Annotated in this window: 18 protein-coding genes and 2 tRNA genes; 12 read left to right on the top strand and 8 right to left on the bottom strand. The window is 69.3% G+C overall.

Translation table 11 applies throughout. The annotated features are described in order from the left end of the window. Positions 1-194 precede the first annotated feature (194 nt). Positions 195-701 carry a M48 metallopeptidase family protein gene (locus ACFSVL_RS11545; protein WP_378303408.1) on the top strand — a complete coding sequence of 169 codons (507 nt, stop codon included), beginning with the start codon at positions 195-197 and terminating at the stop codon, positions 699-701. Between the two features lie 709 nt (positions 702-1,410). Here ACFSVL_RS11545 and ACFSVL_RS11540 read toward each other — a convergent pair. Continuing rightward, positions 1,411-2,847: a zinc-dependent metalloprotease gene (locus ACFSVL_RS11540; protein ID WP_378303270.1), complete on the bottom strand. Its 1,437-nt coding sequence runs from the start codon at positions 2,845-2,847 to the stop codon at positions 1,411-1,413. A 191-nt stretch (positions 2,848-3,038) separates the two neighbouring features. On the opposite strand from ACFSVL_RS11540, the gene ACFSVL_RS11535 reads away from it, so the two are divergent. Then, on the top strand, positions 3,039-4,058 hold the full coding sequence (locus ACFSVL_RS11535) for a YlbL family protein (protein ID WP_378303406.1): 1,020 nt from the start codon (positions 3,039-3,041) through the stop codon (positions 4,056-4,058). Between the two features lie 6 nt (positions 4,059-4,064). Here the strand turns inward: ACFSVL_RS11535 and ACFSVL_RS11530 are convergent, their stop codons facing one another. Further along, a complete protein-coding gene (locus ACFSVL_RS11530; RefSeq protein WP_378303268.1) occupies positions 4,065-4,673 on the bottom strand; it encodes a TetR/AcrR family transcriptional regulator in 609 nt (202 codons plus the stop codon). Positions 4,674-4,758: 85 nt separating this feature from the next. Here ACFSVL_RS11530 and ACFSVL_RS11525 point away from each other — a divergent pair, with 85 nt between their 5' ends. Next, the gene (locus ACFSVL_RS11525) at positions 4,759-5,640 is read left to right on the top strand and encodes an oxygenase MpaB family protein (RefSeq protein ID WP_378303266.1); all 882 of its coding nucleotides are present in this window, start codon (positions 4,759-4,761) and stop codon (positions 5,638-5,640) included. On the opposite strand, the gene ACFSVL_RS11520 is transcribed toward ACFSVL_RS11525, so the two are convergent. After that, complete coding sequence (locus tag ACFSVL_RS11520; RefSeq protein ID WP_378303264.1) at positions 5,641-6,195, bottom strand: PPA1309 family protein; 555 nt, start codon at positions 6,193-6,195, stop codon at positions 5,641-5,643. 148 nt (positions 6,196-6,343) lie between these two features. On the opposite strand from ACFSVL_RS11520, the gene ACFSVL_RS11515 reads away from it, so the two are divergent. From ACFSVL_RS11515 to ACFSVL_RS11475, 9 genes are all read left to right on the top strand, one after another. Next, positions 6,344-9,328 carry a UPF0182 family protein gene (locus ACFSVL_RS11515; RefSeq protein WP_378303262.1) on the top strand — a complete coding sequence of 995 codons (2,985 nt, stop codon included), beginning with the start codon at positions 6,344-6,346 and terminating at the stop codon, positions 9,326-9,328. 67 nt (positions 9,329-9,395) lie between these two features. After that, positions 9,396-9,469 (top strand) — tRNA-Met (locus tag ACFSVL_RS11510). Positions 9,470-10,307: 838 nt separating this feature from the next. Next, positions 10,308-10,381 (top strand) — tRNA-Met (locus ACFSVL_RS11505). Positions 10,382-10,621: 240 nt separating this feature from the next. Further along, complete coding sequence (locus ACFSVL_RS11500) at positions 10,622-11,122, top strand: PadR family transcriptional regulator (protein WP_378303260.1); 501 nt, start codon at positions 10,622-10,624, stop codon at positions 11,120-11,122. Between the two features lie 64 nt (positions 11,123-11,186). Then, entirely contained in the window at positions 11,187-12,290 is a 1,104-nt protein-coding gene (gene prfB, locus ACFSVL_RS11495) for a peptide chain release factor 2 (protein WP_378303258.1), read from the top strand. Between the two features lie 96 nt (positions 12,291-12,386). Continuing rightward, positions 12,387-13,076, top strand: a complete 690-nt coding sequence (gene ftsE, locus ACFSVL_RS11490; protein WP_009073292.1) for a cell division ATP-binding protein FtsE — start codon at positions 12,387-12,389, stop codon at positions 13,074-13,076. A 51-nt stretch (positions 13,077-13,127) separates the two neighbouring features. Continuing rightward, on the top strand, positions 13,128-14,021 hold the full coding sequence (ftsX, locus tag ACFSVL_RS11485; RefSeq protein WP_378303256.1) for a permease-like cell division protein FtsX: 894 nt from the start codon (positions 13,128-13,130) through the stop codon (positions 14,019-14,021). Between the two features lie 52 nt (positions 14,022-14,073). Further along, positions 14,074-14,556, top strand: a complete 483-nt coding sequence (smpB, locus tag ACFSVL_RS11480) for an SsrA-binding protein SmpB (protein ID WP_067593092.1) — start codon at positions 14,074-14,076, stop codon at positions 14,554-14,556. Beyond that, entirely contained in the window at positions 14,553-15,449 is an 897-nt protein-coding gene (locus tag ACFSVL_RS11475) for an amidohydrolase family protein (RefSeq protein WP_378303254.1), read from the top strand. Before smpB ends, ACFSVL_RS11475 begins: the two co-directional genes overlap by 4 nt. Here the strand turns inward: ACFSVL_RS11475 and ACFSVL_RS11470 are convergent. The 5 genes from ACFSVL_RS11470 to ACFSVL_RS11450 form a co-directional block, all read right to left on the bottom strand. Continuing rightward, positions 15,439-16,740 carry an acyltransferase family protein gene (locus ACFSVL_RS11470; protein WP_378303253.1) on the bottom strand — a complete coding sequence of 434 codons (1,302 nt, stop codon included), beginning with the start codon at positions 16,738-16,740 and terminating at the stop codon, positions 15,439-15,441. The two genes, ACFSVL_RS11475 and ACFSVL_RS11470, sit on opposite strands and share 11 nt — an antisense overlap. A 102-nt stretch (positions 16,741-16,842) precedes the next feature. Then, positions 16,843-17,061, bottom strand: a complete 219-nt coding sequence (locus tag ACFSVL_RS11465) for a hypothetical protein (protein WP_378303404.1) — start codon at positions 17,059-17,061, stop codon at positions 16,843-16,845. A gap of 85 nt (positions 17,062-17,146) precedes the next feature. Continuing rightward, complete coding sequence (locus tag ACFSVL_RS11460) at positions 17,147-17,788, bottom strand: response regulator transcription factor (protein WP_344268895.1); 642 nt, start codon at positions 17,786-17,788, stop codon at positions 17,147-17,149. A 57-nt stretch (positions 17,789-17,845) separates the two neighbouring features. Continuing rightward, positions 17,846-18,979: a sensor histidine kinase gene (locus ACFSVL_RS11455; protein ID WP_378303251.1), complete on the bottom strand. Its 1,134-nt coding sequence runs from the start codon at positions 18,977-18,979 to the stop codon at positions 17,846-17,848. Continuing rightward, entirely contained in the window at positions 18,976-19,668 is a 693-nt protein-coding gene (locus ACFSVL_RS11450) for a sensor domain-containing protein (protein WP_378303249.1), read from the bottom strand. Before ACFSVL_RS11450 ends, ACFSVL_RS11455 begins: the two co-directional genes overlap by 4 nt. Position 19,669 lies beyond the last annotated feature (1 nt).

Here is a 19,669-nt window from a genome sequence, read left to right as displayed (position 1 = left end):
GACGCCACTCGCGGGTGAGAAGCCGAGTTGTCCACAGGGAAAGCTTGTTGTGGACAACTTAGGGCTGTGACCTTTCGGCGCTCCAAGTTGTCGGTGCTGAGCCTTACCGTTGTCGAGTGGTCGAAGCACGGATTCCCTCGCTGAGGGGCAGGGGCGAGAAGGCCCCGTCGGACACTTCTCAACACAAGGTCGAGGTGCGGCGCAGCCAGCGCAGGCACCGGACGGTCACCGCGTACTGGAACGAGGACACCCTGGTGGTGCTCATCCCGGCACGGATGACCCGCGAGGAAGAGAAACACTGGGTCGCGGAGATGGAGCGCAGGCTGCTGCGCTCGAGCGGGCGGAAGGCACCGCCCAAGTCGTCGGACGCGGTGTTGCTGGCGCGCTGTGCCCTGCTCGGCGCGAAGTACCTCGGCGGGAAAGCGCTGCCCGCCAGCGTGCGGTGGGTGCCGCCGATGCGCACGAGGTGGGCTTCGTGCACGCCGGTGGACGCGACCATCCGGGTCAGCGAACGGCTCCAGCGAGTGCCGCAGTGGGTGCTGGACTACGTGCTGGTCCACGAGCTGGCGCACCTGACCGAGCCGGGGCACGACCCGGCGTTCTGGGCGCTGGTCAACCGGTATCCGAAGACGGAACGGGCGATCGGGTACCTGGAGGGTCTTTCGGCGGCGGCCGGGTGGGGGCTTTCGCTGGACGATTGAGCGGGCCGGTTGGCGCGGGCTGGGGGAGGTGGATGGCTGGCTGTGGGGTGGAGGGGGTTCGGATGTGAGGTGGCGGGCCGGGTGCGGCTGGTTGTTGCTGTGGAGGGAATCCGGCGCGAGCTGAGGGAAGGGGTTAGCACGGCCGGTTGCAGGTGGCGAGCTTTGGAGGAGTGCGGGCGGGCCGGGTGCGGCTGGTTGTTGCTGCGGAAGGAATCCGGCGCGATCCGGCGGAAGGGGTTAGCGCGGCTGGTGGTGGCTGTGGCGGGGCTTCAGACGTGAGCTGGCGGGTGGGCCAGGCGTGGCTGAGGCGGGTCGTTTGCGGCTGCGGACGGGATTCAGCGGAGGGCTGGGCGCGGCCGACGTTGGCGGAGTGCGGAGCCTGGGAGAGGTGCGGAGCCTAGGACGGGACTGAACTGGCGGCCGGGTGCGGTCGGGGAGGGGATTGAGCTGGCGGCTGGTGCGGCCGGAGAGAGGGCTGGGCTGGTGGCTGGTTGCCGCCCGGGAGAGGGCTGGGCTGGCGGCCGGGTGCGGCTGGAGATCTTGTACGCGGAGCGGGCGAGGACTGAGCTGGCGGGCTGAGGGGAGAAGGCGGGAGAGCTGAGCGCGGAACGGCGGACTGGCAGCACAAACGCCGCGCGGACCGTCTCTAGGAAGCGAGACGGTCCGCACGGTGGTCCAAAAACAGCCAGCCCTGCCGGAAAGCAGGAGGTCAGGAGGGCGGGTTCCCCTCGTCCTTCGGGGTCTCGCCGCCGTCGGAGCCGGTGGTGCCGCCCTCGCCCGTCTCGCCGTCAGCCCGGTCAGCCTTGTCGGCCTCGCCGGTCTTGGCGTCGCGGGCCTCCCGCTCGGCCTTCTCGGTGCGTTCCAGCTCCGCGATCGGGTCCAGGTCGGACGCCAGCGCGGGAGGCTCGGCCATGCGGTCGGCGAAGTCCAGGGGCTCGTCCAGGTCCTCGGCGGTCGGCATGAGGTCCGGGTGGGACCAGAGGCCGTCGCGCTTCTCCAGGCCGTGGCGTTCTCCGACGAGGTTCCACAGGGACGACGCGGCGCGCATCCGGCGCGGGCGCAGTTCGAGGCCCACCAGGGTGGCGAAGGTCTGCTCGGCCGGACCGCCGGTCGCGCGGCGGCGGCGCAGGGTTTCGCGCAGGGCCTCGGCTCCTGGGAGGCGGTCGCCGATCGCCTCGGCCACCACTACGTCCACCCAGCCTTCGACCAGCGCCAGCAGGGTTTCCAGGCGCTTCAGGGCTGCCTGCTGCTCCGGCGTGGTCTGCGGTTCCAGCAGGCCGGACGACATCGCTTCCTCGATGCTCGCCGGGTTGGCCGGGTCGATGCGGCCGGCCAGGGACTCCAGCGCGGAGGTGTCGACGGTGATCCCGCGGGCGAACTCCTCGACCGTCGCCAGCAGGCGCTGCCGCAGCCACGGCACGTGCGCGAACAGCCGCTGGTGCGCGGCCTCGCGCGCGGCCAGGAACACCAGCACCTCGCTGGCGGGCAGCTCCAGGCCCTCGGTGAACTTCTCGATGTTCGCCGGCAGCAGTGCCGACGTCGTGGCCGGGCCCAGCGGCAGGCCGACCTCCGTGGACGTCAGCACTTCCTGCGCGAGCTGCGCCAGCGCGTTGCCGAGCTGGGAGCCGAACGCCATCCCGCCCATCTGGCCCATCATCGACAGCAGCGGCCCGGCGGCCTGCTTGGCCTCCTCGGGCAGCGCCTGCATCCACGCCCCGGACACCTGCTGCGCCACCGGATCGCACAGCCGCTGCCAGGTCGGCAGCGTCTTCTCGACCCAGGTGCGCGCCGACCACGTCACGGTGGTGCTCGCGCCCGCGGGGAGGATCGTCGCCGCGTCGAGCCACAGTTCCGCCAGGTGCGCGGCGTCGCGCACGGCGGTGGCGGAGTCGCCGTCCTCGGATGCGAAACCGATCTTGGCGTCGTCCCGCCCGCTCAGGTTCTGGAGTGCGATCTGCTTCGCCAGGTCGTAGTTGACCGGCCCGCTCGACGAGCCCGCCTGGCTCAGCATCTGGCCCAGCTGGCTCAGCATCTGCCCGAGCTGGTTGAACGCCTCGGCTCCGCCGGGCTGGCCGGGGTTCGAGGGGTCGTTGTCGCCTCGCTTGTCGGGATCGGGCGGTCCGAAGCCGAACGGGGGATTGCTCATAGCTCCACCGTACGCGGGTGGGACCCGGCTCAGCGCGTCAACCGTGGCCTTCACCGGGAAGCGAACACAGTCACCGTACGCTGTCGCTCGTGACAAAACCGGACGAGGACACCGCGAACCAGTCCGACCGCGCCGAACCGTCGCGCGCGCCGGCCCGCAGCGACCGGCGGATGACCCGCCGCGGCTGGACGATGCTGGTCAGCGGCGTGCTGTTCCTGGTGTTCGTCGTGGCCGGGTTCCTGGTCCAGGTCCCGTATGTCGCGATCAGCCCCGGGCCCACCTACGACACCCTCGGCCGCGACGTCGCGGGCAACCCGGTGATCCAGGTCAAGGGGCAGCAGACCTACAACACCAGCGGCGAACTGCGGATGACCACCGTCTCGCTCAACGACGGCATCAACCTCTTCACCGCGCTCGGCCTCTGGGCCAGCGGCCGCTACGCGCTCGCGCCGCGCGAGGAGTACTACAAGCCCGGCGAGACCAACGAGCAGGTCAAGCAGGAAAACATCCAGCAGCTGCAGAACTCGCAGAGCAACGCCCAGGTCGCCGCGCTGCGCCACCTCGGCTACCCGGTGCAGGTCGTCGCGAAGCAGATCGTGTCCGGCAGCCCTGCCGACCACATCCTCGCCCCCGGCGACAAGCTCATCGCGGTCAACGGCAAGCAGGTGCGCGAGGCCGCCGAGGTCGCCGCGTCGATCGTGAACACCAAGCCGGGCGACTCCGTCCAGGTCACCTTCCAGCACCTCGGCCAGCCGGAACGCACCGTGCCGGTCACGCTCGCCCAGCGCGAGGACCGCACTCAGGGCTTCCTCGGGCTGACCGCCGTCGACCGCGCGGTCGCGCCGTTCTCCGTCGACATCTCGCTGCAGGACGTCGGCGGCCCGTCGGCCGGGCTGATGTTCACTCTCGCGATCATCGACCGGCTCACCCCGCCCGGGAAACCGGGCAGCGACCTCGCCGGCGGCAGGCACATCGCGGGCACCGGCGAGATCAGCGAGACCGGCCAGGTCGGGCCGATCGGCGGGATCTCGTTCAAGGTCGTCGGCGCGAAGGAAGCGGGTGCGACCGACTTCCTCGTCCCCGAGCACAACTGCGCCGAGGCCAGGTCGGCCGCGCCGGAAGGGCTCAACCTCATCAAGGTGTCCACGCTGGACGACGCGCTCAAGCAGCTGGACAACCTGAAGGCGGGCCGTCCGACCGCGCACTGCTGAGCGCGGTCAGCCGAACTCGCCGGTGATCGCCAGGCCGGCTCTCCGCAGGACGTCCACGATGCCCGCCGCGGTGCCGGGGGAGCCGTCGGCGAGCCAGCGGCGCAGGACTTCCGTGGTCCCCGCGACCACGAGCACGAAGGCCGACCGGGCGTCCGGATCGTCCTCGCGGCCGGGGAGCAGGATGCTGACGAGCAGGTCGGCGAACTCGGCGTAGGCCTCGCTCCGGTGGCGTTCCAGGACCGGATGGTGATTCGCTTCCACCCACAACCGGCTCACCCGGGGGTCGGTGACGATGGCGTCCACCGTGGCGGTGACCAGCCGCGTCATCCGCTCCTCCGCGGCTGGGGGAGCGTCCGCCAGCGCGGTTTCCAGCGCGGACCGGACGGCGTCGAAAACCCCGGTCAGCACCGCGATCAAGAGCGCTTCCCGGTCCGCGAAACTCTCGTAGAAGTAGCGCTTGGACAGGCCCGCGCGCTTGCACACGAGGTCAACCGTGGTTTCGGCGACGCCGACCTCGCCGACGACGTCGAGACCCGCTTCCAGGAGCTGGCTCCGGCGCTGCCCGCGGCGGTCTTCGGCGCTGACGCCGCGATAGGGGCGGACTACTTCAGGCACCGGCCAATCTTGACACACGTTCGTTCCTAGTTGATAGTCGACCAAATCAGGAACGCTGACGTTCTTACTTGGTCCGGAGGTGCCCATGAACGGACTCGCCGGCGGGCGCGGCCTCGCGGCGGCGATCGCGGCCCTCGACCCGGTGCGGGACAACGAGGCCATCACCCACCTCAGCCTCGGCGTGCGCTACGGCGACGCGATGTTCGTGCACGGCGCCTACACCGTCGCGTTCGCCCGCCAGGTCGCCTCGCCGTCGATCGCGCGGATCGTCTACCGCACCGGCACCGGCGACCTGATGCGGGACGTCCGGCGCCGCAACGACCACACTCTCGTCTTCTTCGGCGAGCTGATCCGGCACGGGCACAGCAGCGAGGCCGGCCGCCGGGTCATCGACCGGATGGAGGAGATCCACGCCCGGTTCGGGATCACCGGCGAGGACAAGCTGTTCACGCTCGGGTCGCTGATCTTCGAACCGGCCCGGATCCTCGGCGAGCTGGGACTGTCGGTCTTCACCGAGGCCGAGGACGTCGCGCACTACCGCTTCTGGCGTGGCGTCGGCGAGCGCATGGGCCTGGAGATCCCGCCTGGTCGTCAGGAGTTCCTGGACTGGATCGGCGGCTACGAACAGCGGCTCGCCTTCACCGACGGCGGCCGGGCCCTCGTGGACCAGCTGTTTCTCGACTGGCACCGCTGGTTCCCCGGTCCCGCGCGCCGTCTCGCCGCGCCGAGCCTGCTGCTCCTCATAGGACGGCAACTGCGCGAGGTCCACCGGTTGCCCGAGCCGCCCGCCGCGATGCGGAAGGCGGGACCGGGCCTGGTGTCGGCGTACCTCGGCCTCCAGGGAGCCCGTCCGCACCACGTCGACCGATCCTGGTCCGATCACTTCGCCGACCCGCACGCGAGCACGGCGGACATCGCCCGGTACGGCCACCAGCCGCCGGAGCGGAAGGCGACCGTCGCGAGCTGATCAGGGCTGCAGGGTCGTCTTCAGCGCGTCCACCAGGTTCGGCGCGAGATCCGGGCTCTCCACCAGTTCGTCCACCGCGTTCTCGTCCTCGTCGCCCGGCTGGACGCCGCGCAGCCGCATCACGCACGCCGCGTCGCCCTCGCGCAGGACCGCGGCCACGAGCCTCGCCTCGGTGCGGCGCGGGTGGTCCGCGGCGGCGCGGCGGAGGCTTTCGGCGTCCGCCTCGGCGATTCCTTCGAGTTCCGCCTCCACGTCCGGGGGCAGCACGATGATCTCCTGCGCCAGCGCGCATCCGACCACGATCTCCGGCCACGCGATCCGGCCGAGCGATTCGGCGAGATCGCCGTCCGGCAGCGCCTCCTGGGCGACCGGCGTCAGCGGGTTCGCGCGGTCGAGCTGACCGGCCAGTTCGGGCTGCTCGTCCAGCAGCGCCGCGGTCGGCACCAGCGCGAACAGCTGCGGCGGCTGGTTCCAGCCGGCGGCGGCGACGAACTCTTCGACTTCCCGGGCCAGCCCGGCGACAGGGTGGGCGGCGGACGGCTCACTCGGTGGCATGGCGACCATCGTGTCAGGCGTCCCCGCGACGCGCCGCGCGTGCCCGGTTTGGGTGGTCCCGGGAACTCGCGGCACCGTCCGTAGAGTTAGAGGTCACGGGGACACCGCTGTTCCCGGAGAACGTGTTCACGAAGACAGGAGCATTGCCGTGGCGACTCGGCCCCCGGTGAGCCTGAAGCTGTCCCGGCGCAGCCGGATCCTTCTCATCATCGCCGCGGTGATCGTGCTGGCCCTGCTGGCCGGCGTCCGGTTGCTCGACACCTACGTGGACTGGCTGTGGTTCGGCGAGCTGCAGGCCAGGTCGGTGTTCACCACCCAGCTGGTGACCCGGATCGTGCTCTTCCTCGCGGTGGGGCTGCTGGTCGGCGGGGCGCTGGCGGTGAGCCTGCTGATCGCCTACCGGACCCGCCCGGTGTTCGTGCCGGTGTCCGGCCGCGACGATCCGCTGTCGCGCTACCGCTCGTTCATCGTCGGCCACATCCGGCTGTTCGGCATCGGCCTCCCGGTGCTCACCGGCGTCATCGCCGGCGGGTCGGCGACCGGGGACTGGCAGACGATCCAGCTGTTCCTCAACGGCACCTCGTTCGGCCAGACGGATCCCGAGTTCCGCATCGACCTCGGGTTCTACGCCTTCACCCTGCCGTTCGTGAACTGGCTGCTCGGCTGGCTGTTCGTCGCCGTCGTCATCTCGTTCTTCGGCGCGCTGATCGCGCACTACATCTTCGGCGGCATCCGGCTCGCCGGCCGCGGCGGCCAGCTGGCCGGCCCGACGCGCGCGCAGCTCGCCATCACGGTCGGGCTTTTCGTGCTGCTGAAGGCGGTCGAGTACTTCTTCGACCGGTACAACCTGCTGCTGTCCGACCGGAACATGCCGCTGTTCAACGGCGCCACGTACACCGATCTCAACGCGGTGCTGCCGGCGAAGCTGATCCTGCTGTGCATTTCGGTGATCTGCGCGATCGCGTTCTTCGCGGGCGCGTTCCTGCGGAATCTGCAGCTGCCGGCGATTTCGCTGGTGCTGCTGATCCTTTCCAGCGTGCTGGTAGGCGTGGCGTGGCCGGCGATTCTCGACCAGTTCTCGGTCAAGCCGAACGCCAACGAGAAGGAAGCGCCGTCGATCCAGCGCAACATGGACGCGACGCGCGCGGCGTACGGCCTCACCAACGTGAAGTACGAGCAGTACGCGGGCAAGACCGAAACCACGGCGGACGCGGTGAAGGCCGACACCGGCACGGTGTCGAACATCCGCCTGCTCGACCCGAACATCCTCAGCGACACCTTCACCCAGCGCGTCGGCCGCGAGAACTTCTACGGCTTCCCGTCGAAGCTGGACATCGACCGGTACACCCTCGGCGGCACCACGCAGGACTACATCGTGGCCGCCAAGGAAATGAAGACCGACGGGCTCAGCGGCAACCAGGCCAACTGGATCAACAAGCACATGGTCTACACGCACGGCAACGGATTCGTCGCCGCGCCCGCCAACACGATCGACCGTGCGGTGAAGGACTCGAACTCCGACGGCGGCTACCCGATCGCCACCACGAGCGACACCACCAACCCCGCGGGCGCGGGCGCGGTGAACGGCCAGCCGGGGATCAAGGTCGACCAGCCGCGGATCTACTACGGCGAGCTGACCAACCAGTCCGACTACGCGATCGTCGGCGGCACGCCGGGCAAGGCCCCCGGCGAATACGACACCGACACCCAGCGCGGCTACCTCTACCAGGGCAAGGGCGGCGTCTCGCTCGACAACTGGTTCAACCGGCTGATGTTCGCCGCCGAATACCGCGAACCGAAGATCCTCTTCTCCGACGCCATCGGCGACGGCTCGAAGATCATGTACAACCGCGAACCGCGCGACCGCGTCGCCAGGGTCGCCCCGTGGCTCACCCTCGACGGCGACCCGTACCCGGCGGTGGTCAACGGCCGCATCCAGTGGATCGTCGACGGCTACACCACGCTCGACAACTACCCGTACGCCCAGCAGACCCAGCTCGGCGAGGCGACCAACGACTCGCTCAACGGCGTCACCAAACAGGCGAACAACTCGATCAACTACATCCGCAACTCGGTGAAGGCGACCGTCGACGCGTTCGACGGCACGGTCAACCTGTACTCGATCGACGACAACGAACCCGTCCTCAAGGCGTGGGAGAAGGTGTTCCCGGGCGTCGTCAAACCCAGCTCGGAGATTTCGCCGGAACTGCGCTCGCACTTCCGCTACCCCGAGGACCTGTTCAAGATCCAGCGCGAACTGCTCGCCCGGTACCACGTGGACAGTCCACAAGAGTTCTACGCTCAGCAGGCGTTCTGGAGCGTCCCGCAAGACCCGACCGAGGACGGCAGCTCCACCACCGCCGGCTCGAACGTCGCCAACCAGCCCGGCTACTACGTCCTCGCCAACGCGGCCGGCGAAGGCAAGCCGACCTTCCAGCTGACCAGCGCGCTCACCGGTCTGCAACGGCAGTACCTCTCCGCCTGGATGTCCATCTCGTCCGATCCGCAGGACTACGGCACCATCCGGGTCCTCCGACTACCCCCGGCCAGCGGGGCCAACCAGGTCGACGGGCCCGTCCAGGTGCAAAACCGGTTCCAGAGCGACCTGCGGGTCGCACAAGACCGGACACTGCTGAACAACCCCAACATCATTCCCATCTACGGCAACCTGATCACGCTGCCGGTGGCCGACGGATTCCTGTACGTCGAACCCGTCTACATCCGCCAGCGCAACCAGCTCAGCTACCCGCAGCTGGCGCGCGTGCTCGTCTCGTACGGATCCAAGATCGGCTTCGCGTCCACCCTCAACGAGGCACTGGACCAGGTATTCGGCAAGGGAGCCGGCGCGGCGGCCACCACCCCGAAGGACGGCGGCGCACCCACCCCGACACCGCCGACATCGAGCACCTCCGCGCCGCCGCCCAACACCGGCGGCAGCAACCCCGCCATGGACAAGGCCGTCGGCGACATCCAAGCCGCGCTCGCCAAACTCAAGGCGGCGCAGCAGTCCGGCAACTTCGCCGACCAAGGCGCCGCGCTGCAGGCGCTCGACGCGGCCACCAAGGAATACAACTCCGCCAAACCGACCACCCCGCCCGCCAGCAGCGGACCGCAGTCCCAGCCCGGCGGGTGACCTCGGTTACGTAATAGGCACCTGCTTTGCGCCCGCCGGAAACCAGGGCGTAAGGTAGGTCCTACGACGCGGGGTGGAGCAGCTCGGTAGCTCGCTGGGCTCATAACCCAGAGGTCGCAGGTTCAAATCCTGTCCCCGCTACAGAGATGGGAGACCCGTACTCGCACAAAGCGCGAGTGCGGGTCTCTTTCGTTGTGTCTTCTGGGGGTCGAACCCCCAGACCCCCGCCAGGGGGCTCGCCCCCTGGACCCCCGTGGTGGGTCGATTCGGGTGGGTGGGTTCGGGTCTGGCGGGGCGCGAGTTTCTGGTGTTGGTTGGGGTGGGTTTTTGGGGTTCGCTTTTGGGCGGGACTCTTGGGCTTGGTTGCCGGGGCTCAACTGCTTTGGCTCAGAATCCGTCCCAAGCGGCCAAGCGGCCAAGCGGCCAAGCGGCCAAGCGGCCAAGCGGCCAAGCGGCCAAGCGGCCAAGCGGCCAAGCGGCCAAGCGGCCAAGCGGCCAAGCGGCCAAGCGGCCAAGCGGCCAAGCGGCCAAGCCCCCGGGCGTCCCAGTTGGTCCCAGGTCTGCTCGGATTCCGAAAACTCGTCCCGTTGAGGCGCGTCCCAAGCCGGTGTTGGGGCGGGCAGCTGGCTGGCTTCGAGGCGGCGGGAGTCTGCGGCTTCTGCGGTCTCGTGAGCGGGGAGGCCGGTTCTAACCGGTATTGCCGCTCACGAGCCGGTGGGCGAGACAGGTTTAGACCTCTGGCTTTCGGCGGGAAGTTGTTGGGGGCGTTGGAATATTCCTGTGTGGCCGGCGGGGATGGGGTGTTGCGGGGGTGCGGAAGTCGTGGTGATTTTTGGGTGGGGGTGCGGGATTCGTGAGGGGGTTCGGGGGTGTTGGTTGGCCAAAGGTTTTGGATTGGGGTGTTGTTGCTGGTGAGGGGGTGTTTTGGGGGGTGGTGTTGGGCGGGGTTTCCGGGGGTGTAATGTTGTTTTCACAACGACGCGGGGTGGAGCAGCTCGGTAGCTCGCTGGGCTCATAACCCAGAGGTCGCAGGTTCAAATCCTGTCCCCGCTACGCAGATAAAGGGCCGGGGCTCGTGCAGGTGCACGGGCCCCGGCTTTTTTGTGCGCCATTTGGCCGTCGCTCGGGTGGTGGTTGTGGTCCGGTGATCGTTTCGGCGGTGGTTGCGGAGCGTGGCAGAGTCTACTGTGGACATACCAGCGGACTGGGCTGTTAGAGGGGTTGCCGCTGGCCACAATGGACTCATTGGTGACCACTGTGGACACAGCGGCGGATAAGTGGGACCGTAGAGGGGTGTCCGAATTGAATGCAACCGCCGCCGCTCTTCTCGGTCTGCTCCACGACGGCCCCGCCACGGGCGGGCAGCTGGTCTCGGGCGCCGACGAGCGTTTCGGCGCCTTCTTCAGTGTCACCCGCAGCCAGGTCTACCGCGAGCTTCCGGCGCTCTCGAAAGAGGGCCTCGTCCGGCTCGGCAAGCAGGGACCCCGTTCGAGCCAGCAGTACGTGCTCACCGCGGCAGGCAAGAAGGCCTTCAAGACGTGGCTCACGTCCGAGGCCGGACCCGACCACCTGCGCAGCCCGCTCATCCTGCGGCTCGTGCACGCCGGCTCGCTGACGGCCAAGCAGCGCACCGCCCTGCTCGACAGCGCCCGCACCACCTACCAGGCGCAGCTCGAAGAGGCCAAGAACGCCACCAAGACCGCCGACGGCCCGTACGCCAAGGCGGTCGCCGAGTTCGCCCAGGCGCAGGCCAAGGCCGCGCTGAAGCTGCTCGACTCGGTCCCGCAGGCCTGAGCGCCGCCCCGGCCCCACGACCGGTTCGCGACCGGTCGTGGGTTTTGCCGTAACCTTGTCCGACGTGAGCGATGAGTTCGATGCGGCACTGAAGGACCTGACCGGCAAGCTGACCCAGATCGAGTCGGTGATGGACCTCGACGCGCTGCGGGCGCAGGTCGCCGAACTCGAGGAGCAGGCGTCCAGCCCCACCCTCTGGGACAACGTGGAGGAAGCCCAGAAGGTCACCAGCCAGCTGTCCCACCGGCAGGCCGAGCTGCGCCGCGTCTCCGAACTGCGCCAGCGCCTCGACGACCTGGGCGTCCTGTACGAACTCGCCGCCGACGAGGGCGACAGCGGCAGCATGACCGAGGCCGAGGGCGACCTCGCCGACCTCGGGAAGGACATCGACGCGCTCGAGGTCCGCACCCTGCTGTCCGGCGAGTACGACGAGCGCAACGCCGTCGTCAACATCCGCTCCGAGGCGGGCGGCGTCGACGCGGCCGACTTCGCCGAGATGCTGCTGCGGATGTACCTGCGGTGGGCCGAACGCCACGGCTACCCCACGGACGTCTTCGACATCTCCTACGCCGAGGAAGCGGGCATCAAGTCCGCCACCTTCAAGGTGACCGCCCCGTACGTCTACGGCACCCTCTCCGTCGAGCAGGGCACCCACCGCCTCGTGCGGATCTCGCCGTTCGACAACCAGAGCCGGCGGCAGACGTCGTTCGCGCACGTCGAGGTGCTGCCCGAGGTCGAGGAAGTCGACCACGTCGACATCCCGGAAAAGGACATCCGCGTCGACGTGTACCGCTCGTCCGGCCCCGGCGGGCAGAGCGTCAACACCACCGACTCCGCGGTCCGCCTCACCCACATCCCGACCGGCATCGTCGTCTCCTGCCAGAACGAGAAATCGCAGCTGCAGAACAAGGCGGCCGCGATGAAGGTCCTCCAGGCGCGCCTGCTGCAGCGGAAAAAGGAGGAGGAACGCGCCGAAATGGACGCGCTCAAGGACGGCGGCTCCAGCTGGGGCAACCAGATGCGCTCCTACGTGCTGCACCCGTACCAGATGGTGAAGGACCTGCGCACCGAGTTCGAGGTCGGCAACCCGTCCGGGGTCCTCGACGGCGACATCGACGGCTTCCTGGAGGCCGGGATCCGCTGGCGGAAGCAGACGAACGCGGTCTGAGCCGCCCCCGGCGGCGGCCCGCGCCGGATGCGGCGCGGGTCACCCGGGGCACCGGCAACCCGGGCTTAACGGGGCCCATGGGTAGGATGCCGAACCGTGATCCGGCTCGAAGAGGTTTCCAAGGTCTACAAGACCTCGACCCGTCCCGCCCTCGAACGGGTGTCGGTCGAGATCGACAAGGGTGAGTTCGTCTTCCTCATCGGCCCGTCCGGTTCCGGGAAGTCGACGTTCCTGCGGCTGCTGCTGCGGGAAGAGGTGCCCTCCAAGGGACGGGTCATGGTGTCGAACTTCGACGTCGCCAAGCTCGCCCGGCGCAGGGTCCCCCGCCTGCGCCAGACCATCGGCTGCGTGTTCCAGGACTTCCGGCTGCTGGCCAACAAGACCGTCGCGGAGAACGTCGCGTTCGCGCTCGAGGTCATCGGCAAACCGCGGCCCACGATCCGCAAGGTCGTGCCCGAGGTGCTCGAACTCGTCGGCCTCGACGGCAAGGCCGACCGGCTGCCCAACGAGCTGTCCGGCGGCGAGCAGCAGCGCGTCGCGATCGCCCGCGCGTTCGTGAACCGCCCGCTCGTGCTGCTGGCCGACGAGCCCACCGGGAACCTCGACCCGGACACCAGCCAGGACATCATGCTGCTGCTGGAGCGGATCAACCGCACCGGCACCACCGTGCTGATGGCCACGCACGACCATTCCATCGTGGACTCGATGCGGCGCCGCGTCGTCGAGCTGCAGCTCGGTCGCGTGATCCGCGACGACGCCAGGGGCGTCTACGGCATCGGCCGCTGACGCCCTCCGCCCCCGCCCTTTCCCGCCCCGAACCAAGGAATCACGAGAGCGATGCGTGCCAGTTTCGTCTTCAGCGAGGTCGTCACCGGTTTGCGCCGGAACGTCACGATGACCATCGCGATGATCCTCACCACCGCGGTCTCGCTCGCGATGCTCGGCGGCGGCCTGCTCGCCGTGCGCACGATCGACAAGATGAAGGCGAACTTCCTCGCCGAAGTCGAAGTTTCGGTCGCGCTTGTCGACGACGTGAGCGCGAACGACAAGAACTGCACGCAGGCGCTCTGCACCGGGCTCCGCCAGTCGCTGCAGAACAACCCCGGTGTCGAGTCGGTCGTCTACGAGAACCGCGACCAGGCCTACGACCGGTTCAAGAAGATCTTCGCGAGCCAGCCCGAACTGCTCGAGCTGACCGGCCCGGAGGCGCTGCCCGCGTCGCTGCAGGTGAAGCTGAAGGACCCGGACCGGTCCGACGCGATCATCAAGCAGTACACCGGCCAGCCCGGCGTCAAGAAGGTCGACGACCAGAAGAAGTTCCTCGACCGCGTGTTCAACGTCTTCAACGGCGTCCGGAACATCGCGTTCGTGATGGCGCTCATCATGGCCGTGGCCGCGCTCCTGCTGATCGCGAACACCATCCAGGTCTCGGCGTTCACGAGGCGGACGGAAGTCGGCATCATGCGCCTGGTGGGCGCGACACGGTGGTATACCCAGCTGCCGTTCCTCCTGGAGGCGGTGGTCGCCGGCACGGTCGGCGCCGTGCTCGGGGTGGTGTTCCTGCTTCTGACGAAGCTGTCCTTCCTCGACACGGTCTTCACCGGCGAAGTGTTCCCGCAGATCACCACGCTCGAGGTGCTGTTCCCGGTCGCGCCGATCCTGCTGGCGGTGTCGATCGTGATCTCGGCGATCACCGGGTACGTCACGCTGCGGCTGTACGTGCGGCACTAGCCGGCGGGAAATCGGCTGCTCGCTGTCGGACCCCTCACGTAAAGTGGTCGGTATGCCCAAGGAACGTGGACAGAAGGTCATCGCGTCGAACCGCAAGGCTCGGCACGACTACTCCATCCTGGACACCTACGAGGCCGGGATGGTGCTGCAGGGCACCGAGGTGAAGAGCCTGCGGGCCGGCAAAGCGTCGCTTGTGGACGCGTTCGCGACGGTGGACGACGGCGAGGTGTGGCTGCGCAACGTGCACATCCCGGAGTACACCCAGGGCACCTGGACCAATCACATGCCGCGGCGCACGCGGAAGCTGCTGCTGCACCGGCGCGAGATCGAACGGCTCATCGGCAAGACCAAGGAAAGCGGCCTGTCGCTGGTGCCGCTGTCGATGTACTTCAAGGACGGCAAGGTCAAGGTCGAGATCGCGCTGGCCAGGGGCAAGAAGGCCTACGACAAGCGGCAGTCGCTGGCGAAGCGGGACGCGCAGAAGGACATCAGCCGCGCGATGGGGCGGGCGTTGAAGGGCCGGTTCACGGAGTGACGGCGGGGCCGGCCACCGACGCCGACGTCCCGGGCTGGATCGCCGGGCTCGGCCTCGACGGGATCGTGGACCTGCACGTCCACTTCCTGCCGAAGCCCGTCCTGGACAAGGTGTGGGCGTACTTCGACCGCGCCGAGCAGCATTACGGCACGCCGTGGCCGATCCAGTACCGCACGCCGGAACCGGAGCGGGTCGAAACGCTGCGCGCGCTGGGCGTGAAGGCCTTCGCGCCGCTGGTGTACCCGCACAAGCCGGGCATGGCCGAGTGGCTCACCTCGTGGGTGCTGGAGTTCGCCGAGCAGGTGCCGGAAGCGGTGCCCACCGGCACGTTCTACCCGGAGCCGGGCGCGGCGTCCTCAGTGGACAGTGCGCTGCGCGCGGGAGCCCGGTGTTTCAAGGCGCACGTGCAAGTGGGCGCGTACGACCCGCGCGACGCGCTGCTCGACCAGGTGTGGGGCTCGCTGTCCGAGGCGGGCGTTCCGGTGGTGATCCACTGTGGACACGGTCCGCTGCGCGGCGACTTCACCGGGCTCGAGGTGTTCGAGGAAGTCCTGCGGCGGCATCCGCGGCTCACCGCCGTCCTCGCGCACGCGGCGATGCCCCAGTTCACCACCGCGTTCGAGCTGATGGCCCGGTACCCACGGGTGCACCTGGACACCACCATGGTCGGCGTGCCGTTCTCGGAGGCGATGTCGCCGCTGCCGCCGGACTGGACGGTCCGGCTGGCCGAGGTGGCCGACCGCGTGGTGCTCGGCACCGACTTCCCGAACATTCCGTACTCCTACGCCACACAGCTGCGGGCGATCGCCGGCTGGGCGGCCGACGATCGCCTTGGCGAGCCGTTCCTGCGGGCGGTGCTGCACGACACGCCCGCCAAGCTGCTCAGCGTTTGACCGCCACGAGGGCCTGGCTCCTCGGCAGCGCCACCTGACGTCCGGCCAGCGTGAACCCGGCCGCGACCAGCGCCACCCACGGCAGCGGGCCGTTCAGCAGCCCTTCGCTCAGCGGCGCGAACCCGTGCGCGGCCAGGCCGAGGAGACCGCCGGAGGCGAGCAGGCCCGCCAGCACCAGCTGCGGCGTCCGTGCGGTGACGACCACGCCGTCCGGCTGCATCTCGAAGCGCTCGAAGAGCCGCAGCAGGCCCAGCAGCACCGCGCCGCACACGGCGAACCAGGCGGGCGCCATCAGGAACCACATGGACGAACCCGGGGCCGGCGTCGAGTAGCCGAGGCCGAACACAGTCACGCCGGAAACGATGACCAGCGCCGGCATGTGCCACAGGTAGACCGACATGAACCGCGGGCTGAGCCAGCTGAGCGCCGCCGTGACGCGGGGGAGCGAGACGAGCTTCTCGCGGAACGCCAGCAGGAACCCGATCTGGCCGAGCGCGAGGAACAGCAGCAGGACGGTGGGCGGGCTCATGTTGGACACCGGCGCGCCCGGCATGCCGATCATGCTCGCCGGGTACGGGCCGAACGCGACCAGCAGTGCCGTCACCCCGAATCCGGCGGCGGAAACGGCGAGCGCGGCGCGGCGGCTGAGCGAGCCGAGGCGGCCTTCGACGTAGTGGAAACCGAGCTGGTGGACCGCGACCCAGACGATGACAGCGTTGGCGTACCCGATCATGCCGAGGTCGGAAAACCGTGCCACGTCAACGAGAACGCCGAGACCGGCCAGTACCGCCGGCACCGCGAGACCCCAGCGCCGGTGTGCGGCGACCATCAGCGGCGTGAGCAGCACGGTGAGCAGGTAGACCGAGAGGAACCACAGCAGCTGCGCGGCGATCGCGCTTGCGACCTGGACAGGTTGCGGGGGAACGCCCATGCCGTGCAACAGATCCGGCACGACGAGCCACACCGCCATCAGCGGCAGCACGGGAACGAGCAGCCGGCGCACGCGGCCGGCGAACCAGGCCCGGGTGGATTCCGCGCGGCGCAAGGAGATCAGGTTCGCGGCACCTCCGGCGAAGAAGACGAGGGGCATGACTTGCGAGGCCCAGGTGATGATCCACCAGCCGGGGGTCGCGAGGGCGTTGCCGGTGGCAAGAGTGTTGCCGGAGAAGGAAAGCACCGGCATCGTCCAGTGCTGCGCGACCACCGCGAGGATCGCTCCGGCTCGCACCACGTCGAGGAACTTGTCCCGGGTTGCCCTTGTGCCGCGGGTCTGCAGCTGGCTCGTCGTCATGCTGAAGAGCCTGTCGGTTTCCGGGCGCGGAAACAGCGGTGCTGACCACCGAAACCGGGTTCGGGTCAGCAGGGGGTGCGAGGTGGGGTCTGCCCTACCTGGCTAGGAGAGCGTGTCCGGTTCCGGCTCGGACTCGTGCGCCTGCACCCGGTACGCCCAGCCGTCCTCGGTGAGGCCGAGTTCGTACCGCGTCTCGATTTTCGGCCCGCCGTGCAGGTGGATGTGGCGCACGACGGTGCCCGGAACCGGTTCTTCGTCGGCGAGTTCCTGCACCCGGCCGTCGAGCGGGCCGCCGAAGAAGCGGACGCTGCGGTCGGGCATCGGACTCTCCTCGCTCGGTTCGGGCATCAGCCCATGGTAGGCGAGAGACGGCGGGCGAGGCTGCCGTCAGTTCGAGTGAGGGTATTCAGCGGCCGAGATAGGTCAGCACCGCGCGCACCCGGCGATGTTCCTCGGAACTGGCTTCGAGACCGAGCTTCGCGAAGATGTTGCCGATGTGCTTTTCGACCGCCCCGTGCGACACCACCAGCGAGTTCGCGATGGCGTTGTTGGACAGCCCCTGTGCCATCAGGCCGAGCACTTCGGATTCGCGCGCGGTGAGCGAATCGAGCGGGTTGCGGCGGCCGCGGGCCATCAGCTGGGCGATGACGTCGGGGTCGATGGCGGTGCCGCCGTCCGCGACGCGGCGGACCGCGTCCAGGAACTCGTCCACGTCGGCGACGCGCTCTTTCAGCAGGTAACCGACGCCGCCCGCGCCGCCGGACAGCAGCTCCACCGCGTAGCTTTCCTCGACGTACTGGGACAGCACGAGCACCGGCAGGCCGGCGATCTCCTTGCGGGCCGCGAGTGCCGCGCGCAGGCCCTCGTCGGTGAACGTCGGCGGCATCCGGACGTCGACAATCGCCAGGTCAGGGCGGTGTTCGGTGATGGCCCCGAGCAGATCGTCGCCGTTGTCGACCGCGGCTACGGTCTCGATGCCCTCGTCGGCGAGCAACCGGGTGACCCCCGCCCGCAGCAGCACGGCGTCTTCGGCGATCACTACCCGCATCAAGGCCCCCAGGTCCGTGAGTGAAAAGCTCCCGGAGGCTATTCACTCACGAACGGGTCACCATTGACACGGCAGGTCCGCTCTGATGACCGTCGGCCCGCCGACCGGGCTCACCACGGTGATCACGCCGTCGATGGTCGCCGCCCGGTCGGCCAGCCCGGCGAGCCCGCCGCCAGGGCGAACCTCGGCGCCGCCGTGGCCGTTGTCGGTGATCTCGGTGATGACGTGCGTTTCCGAGCGCCACACCTTCACCGTCGCCTCGGTCGCGCCGGAGTGCTTGGCGATGTTGGTCAGCGTCTCGCCGACGATGAAGTACGCCGTGGTCTCGACCGCGGCCGGCGGCCGGGGCTCGACGTCGACGTGCACGTCCACCGGGATCGGCGACTTCGCGGCCTGCGCGGACAGCGCCGCGTCGAGACCGCGGTCGCCCAGCACGGCGGGGTAGATGCCCCGGGCCAGGTCGCGCAGCTCGGAAACGGCGAGCTTGGCGTCCGAATGCGCCTCGTCGATCAGGTCGCGCACCGCGTTCGGGTCGTTGTCGAACTTCGACTTCGCCCGGCCGAGGCTCATCGCGACGGCCACGAGCCGCTGCTGGGCGCCGTCGTGCAGGTCGCGCTCGATCCGGCGGCGCTCGGCCTCCGCGGCGTCCACGCCCCGGGCCCGCGACGCCTGCAGGTGCTCGGCCTTCTTTTCGAGCTTCTTCGTGCGGTTCGGGCCGAGCATCGACAGCGCCAGGTTCCCGTGCAGCCAGCCCAGCCACGGCGTCACCCAGATCGCCATCGGCAGCAGGATGATCGACGCGAGCGCGATCGGCAGCTCCACGATCGACAGCGGGAACGCGACCATCAGGTAGGCCAGATCGCGCCAGGTCGTCGGGTCGGACAGCCGGGTCAGCCAGCGCCGGGTCAGCGACTGCCCGTCCAGCGACAGCCGCTCGACCGGCACCAGCGGGGTGCCGAGCATCCGGCGGGCCCACCGGCGTTCGAGGTCGCCGGACCAGCGGATGAACCCGGTGACCGCGAGCAGGATCGGGAAGCCGATCCAGATGATGAGCGTCGCCGTGCCGACGGTCCCGCCGACCACGATGAGGATGAACTGAAGCAGCCGCAGCACGAACGACGGGATCATGTACGCGATCGTGCGAGCCGGATGCGGGCGCGGGTGCTCCGGAGGCGGGTCTTGCGAAGTCATCCGGCCACCGTGATCCCGTCGATCTCGTTCCACGAGCGCTCCATGCGACGCCGCTGGGCGACCGTCGGCCGCAGCAGCCCGGCCGCGACCGCCGCGTGCAGCGCGGCCAGCCCCTTGGTCAGGGCCACGGCGACCGCGGCGAGCAGGACCCCCAGCGCCGCCCAGGGCAGCGCGGTCACCGTCGAGTCGACGACGAACCACTGCACATCGTAGCTCGGGAAGGCGTAGACGCCGTCCGGAAGGAAGCGGTAGTAGACCGGCAGCGCGACCAGCCCCAGGCTGACCGCCCAGACCGTCACGACCAGCACGAACTCCACCAGCCCGAGCGGGAAGAGGAGGAACAGGTAGGCCAGGTCGCGCCAGGTCGCCGGGTCCTTCAGCCGCGCCAGCCAGCGCTGCTTCAGCCCGGACGGCGGCAACGGCAGATACGGATCGTCGAGATACACGTCGAGCAGCGCGAACACCCGCCCCCGCTCGACCCGCCCCGCGGCCCGCGCGAACAGGACCAGCAGGCCGAGCAGCGGAACGCCCAGCCACACGACGATCGTCCCGAACCCGGCCGACGCCAGGGTCACGATGAGCGTGAACGAGAGGATGCCGATGGGCAGGTTGAGCAGGAGATACGCCAGCGCCCCGCCCAACGGCGGAGTGCGGCGCCCAAGACTGCGACCGGCGGGCACGGTGACCATG

This window comes from Amycolatopsis silviterrae, assembly GCF_042684085.1.
GTDB lineage: Bacteria > Actinomycetota > Actinomycetes > Mycobacteriales > Pseudonocardiaceae > Amycolatopsis > Amycolatopsis silviterrae.
This window is presented reverse-complemented; position numbering and strand designations above follow the sequence as displayed.

Coding starts and splice junctions, on each gene's coding strand:
- ACFSVL_RS11465 (WP_378303404.1), bottom strand. CDS start 17,061: ATGCCCGACCGCAGCGTCCGCTTCTTCGGCGGCCCGCTCGACGGCCGG.
- ACFSVL_RS11525 (WP_378303266.1), top strand. CDS start 4,759: ATGAACGGACTCGCCGGCGGGCGCGGCCTCGCGGCGGCGATCGCGGCC.
- ACFSVL_RS11455 (WP_378303251.1), bottom strand. CDS start 18,979: ATGACTTCGCAAGACCCGCCTCCGGAGCACCCGCGCCCGCATCCGGCT.
- ftsX (WP_378303256.1), top strand. CDS start 13,128: ATGCGTGCCAGTTTCGTCTTCAGCGAGGTCGTCACCGGTTTGCGCCGG.
- ACFSVL_RS11460 (WP_344268895.1), bottom strand. CDS start 17,788: ATGCGGGTAGTGATCGCCGAAGACGCCGTGCTGCTGCGGGCGGGGGTC.
- ACFSVL_RS11540 (WP_378303270.1), bottom strand. CDS start 2,847: ATGAGCAATCCCCCGTTCGGCTTCGGACCGCCCGATCCCGACAAGCGA.
- ACFSVL_RS11470 (WP_378303253.1), bottom strand. CDS start 16,740: ATGACGACGAGCCAGCTGCAGACCCGCGGCACAAGGGCAACCCGGGAC.
- smpB (WP_067593092.1), top strand. CDS start 14,074: ATGCCCAAGGAACGTGGACAGAAGGTCATCGCGTCGAACCGCAAGGCT.
- ACFSVL_RS11535 (WP_378303406.1), top strand. CDS start 3,039: ATGCTGGTCAGCGGCGTGCTGTTCCTGGTGTTCGTCGTGGCCGGGTTC.
- ACFSVL_RS11520 (WP_378303264.1), bottom strand. CDS start 6,195: ATGCCACCGAGTGAGCCGTCCGCCGCCCACCCTGTCGCCGGGCTGGCC.
- ACFSVL_RS11450 (WP_378303249.1), bottom strand. CDS start 19,668: ATGGTCACCGTGCCCGCCGGTCGCAGTCTTGGGCGCCGCACTCCGCCG.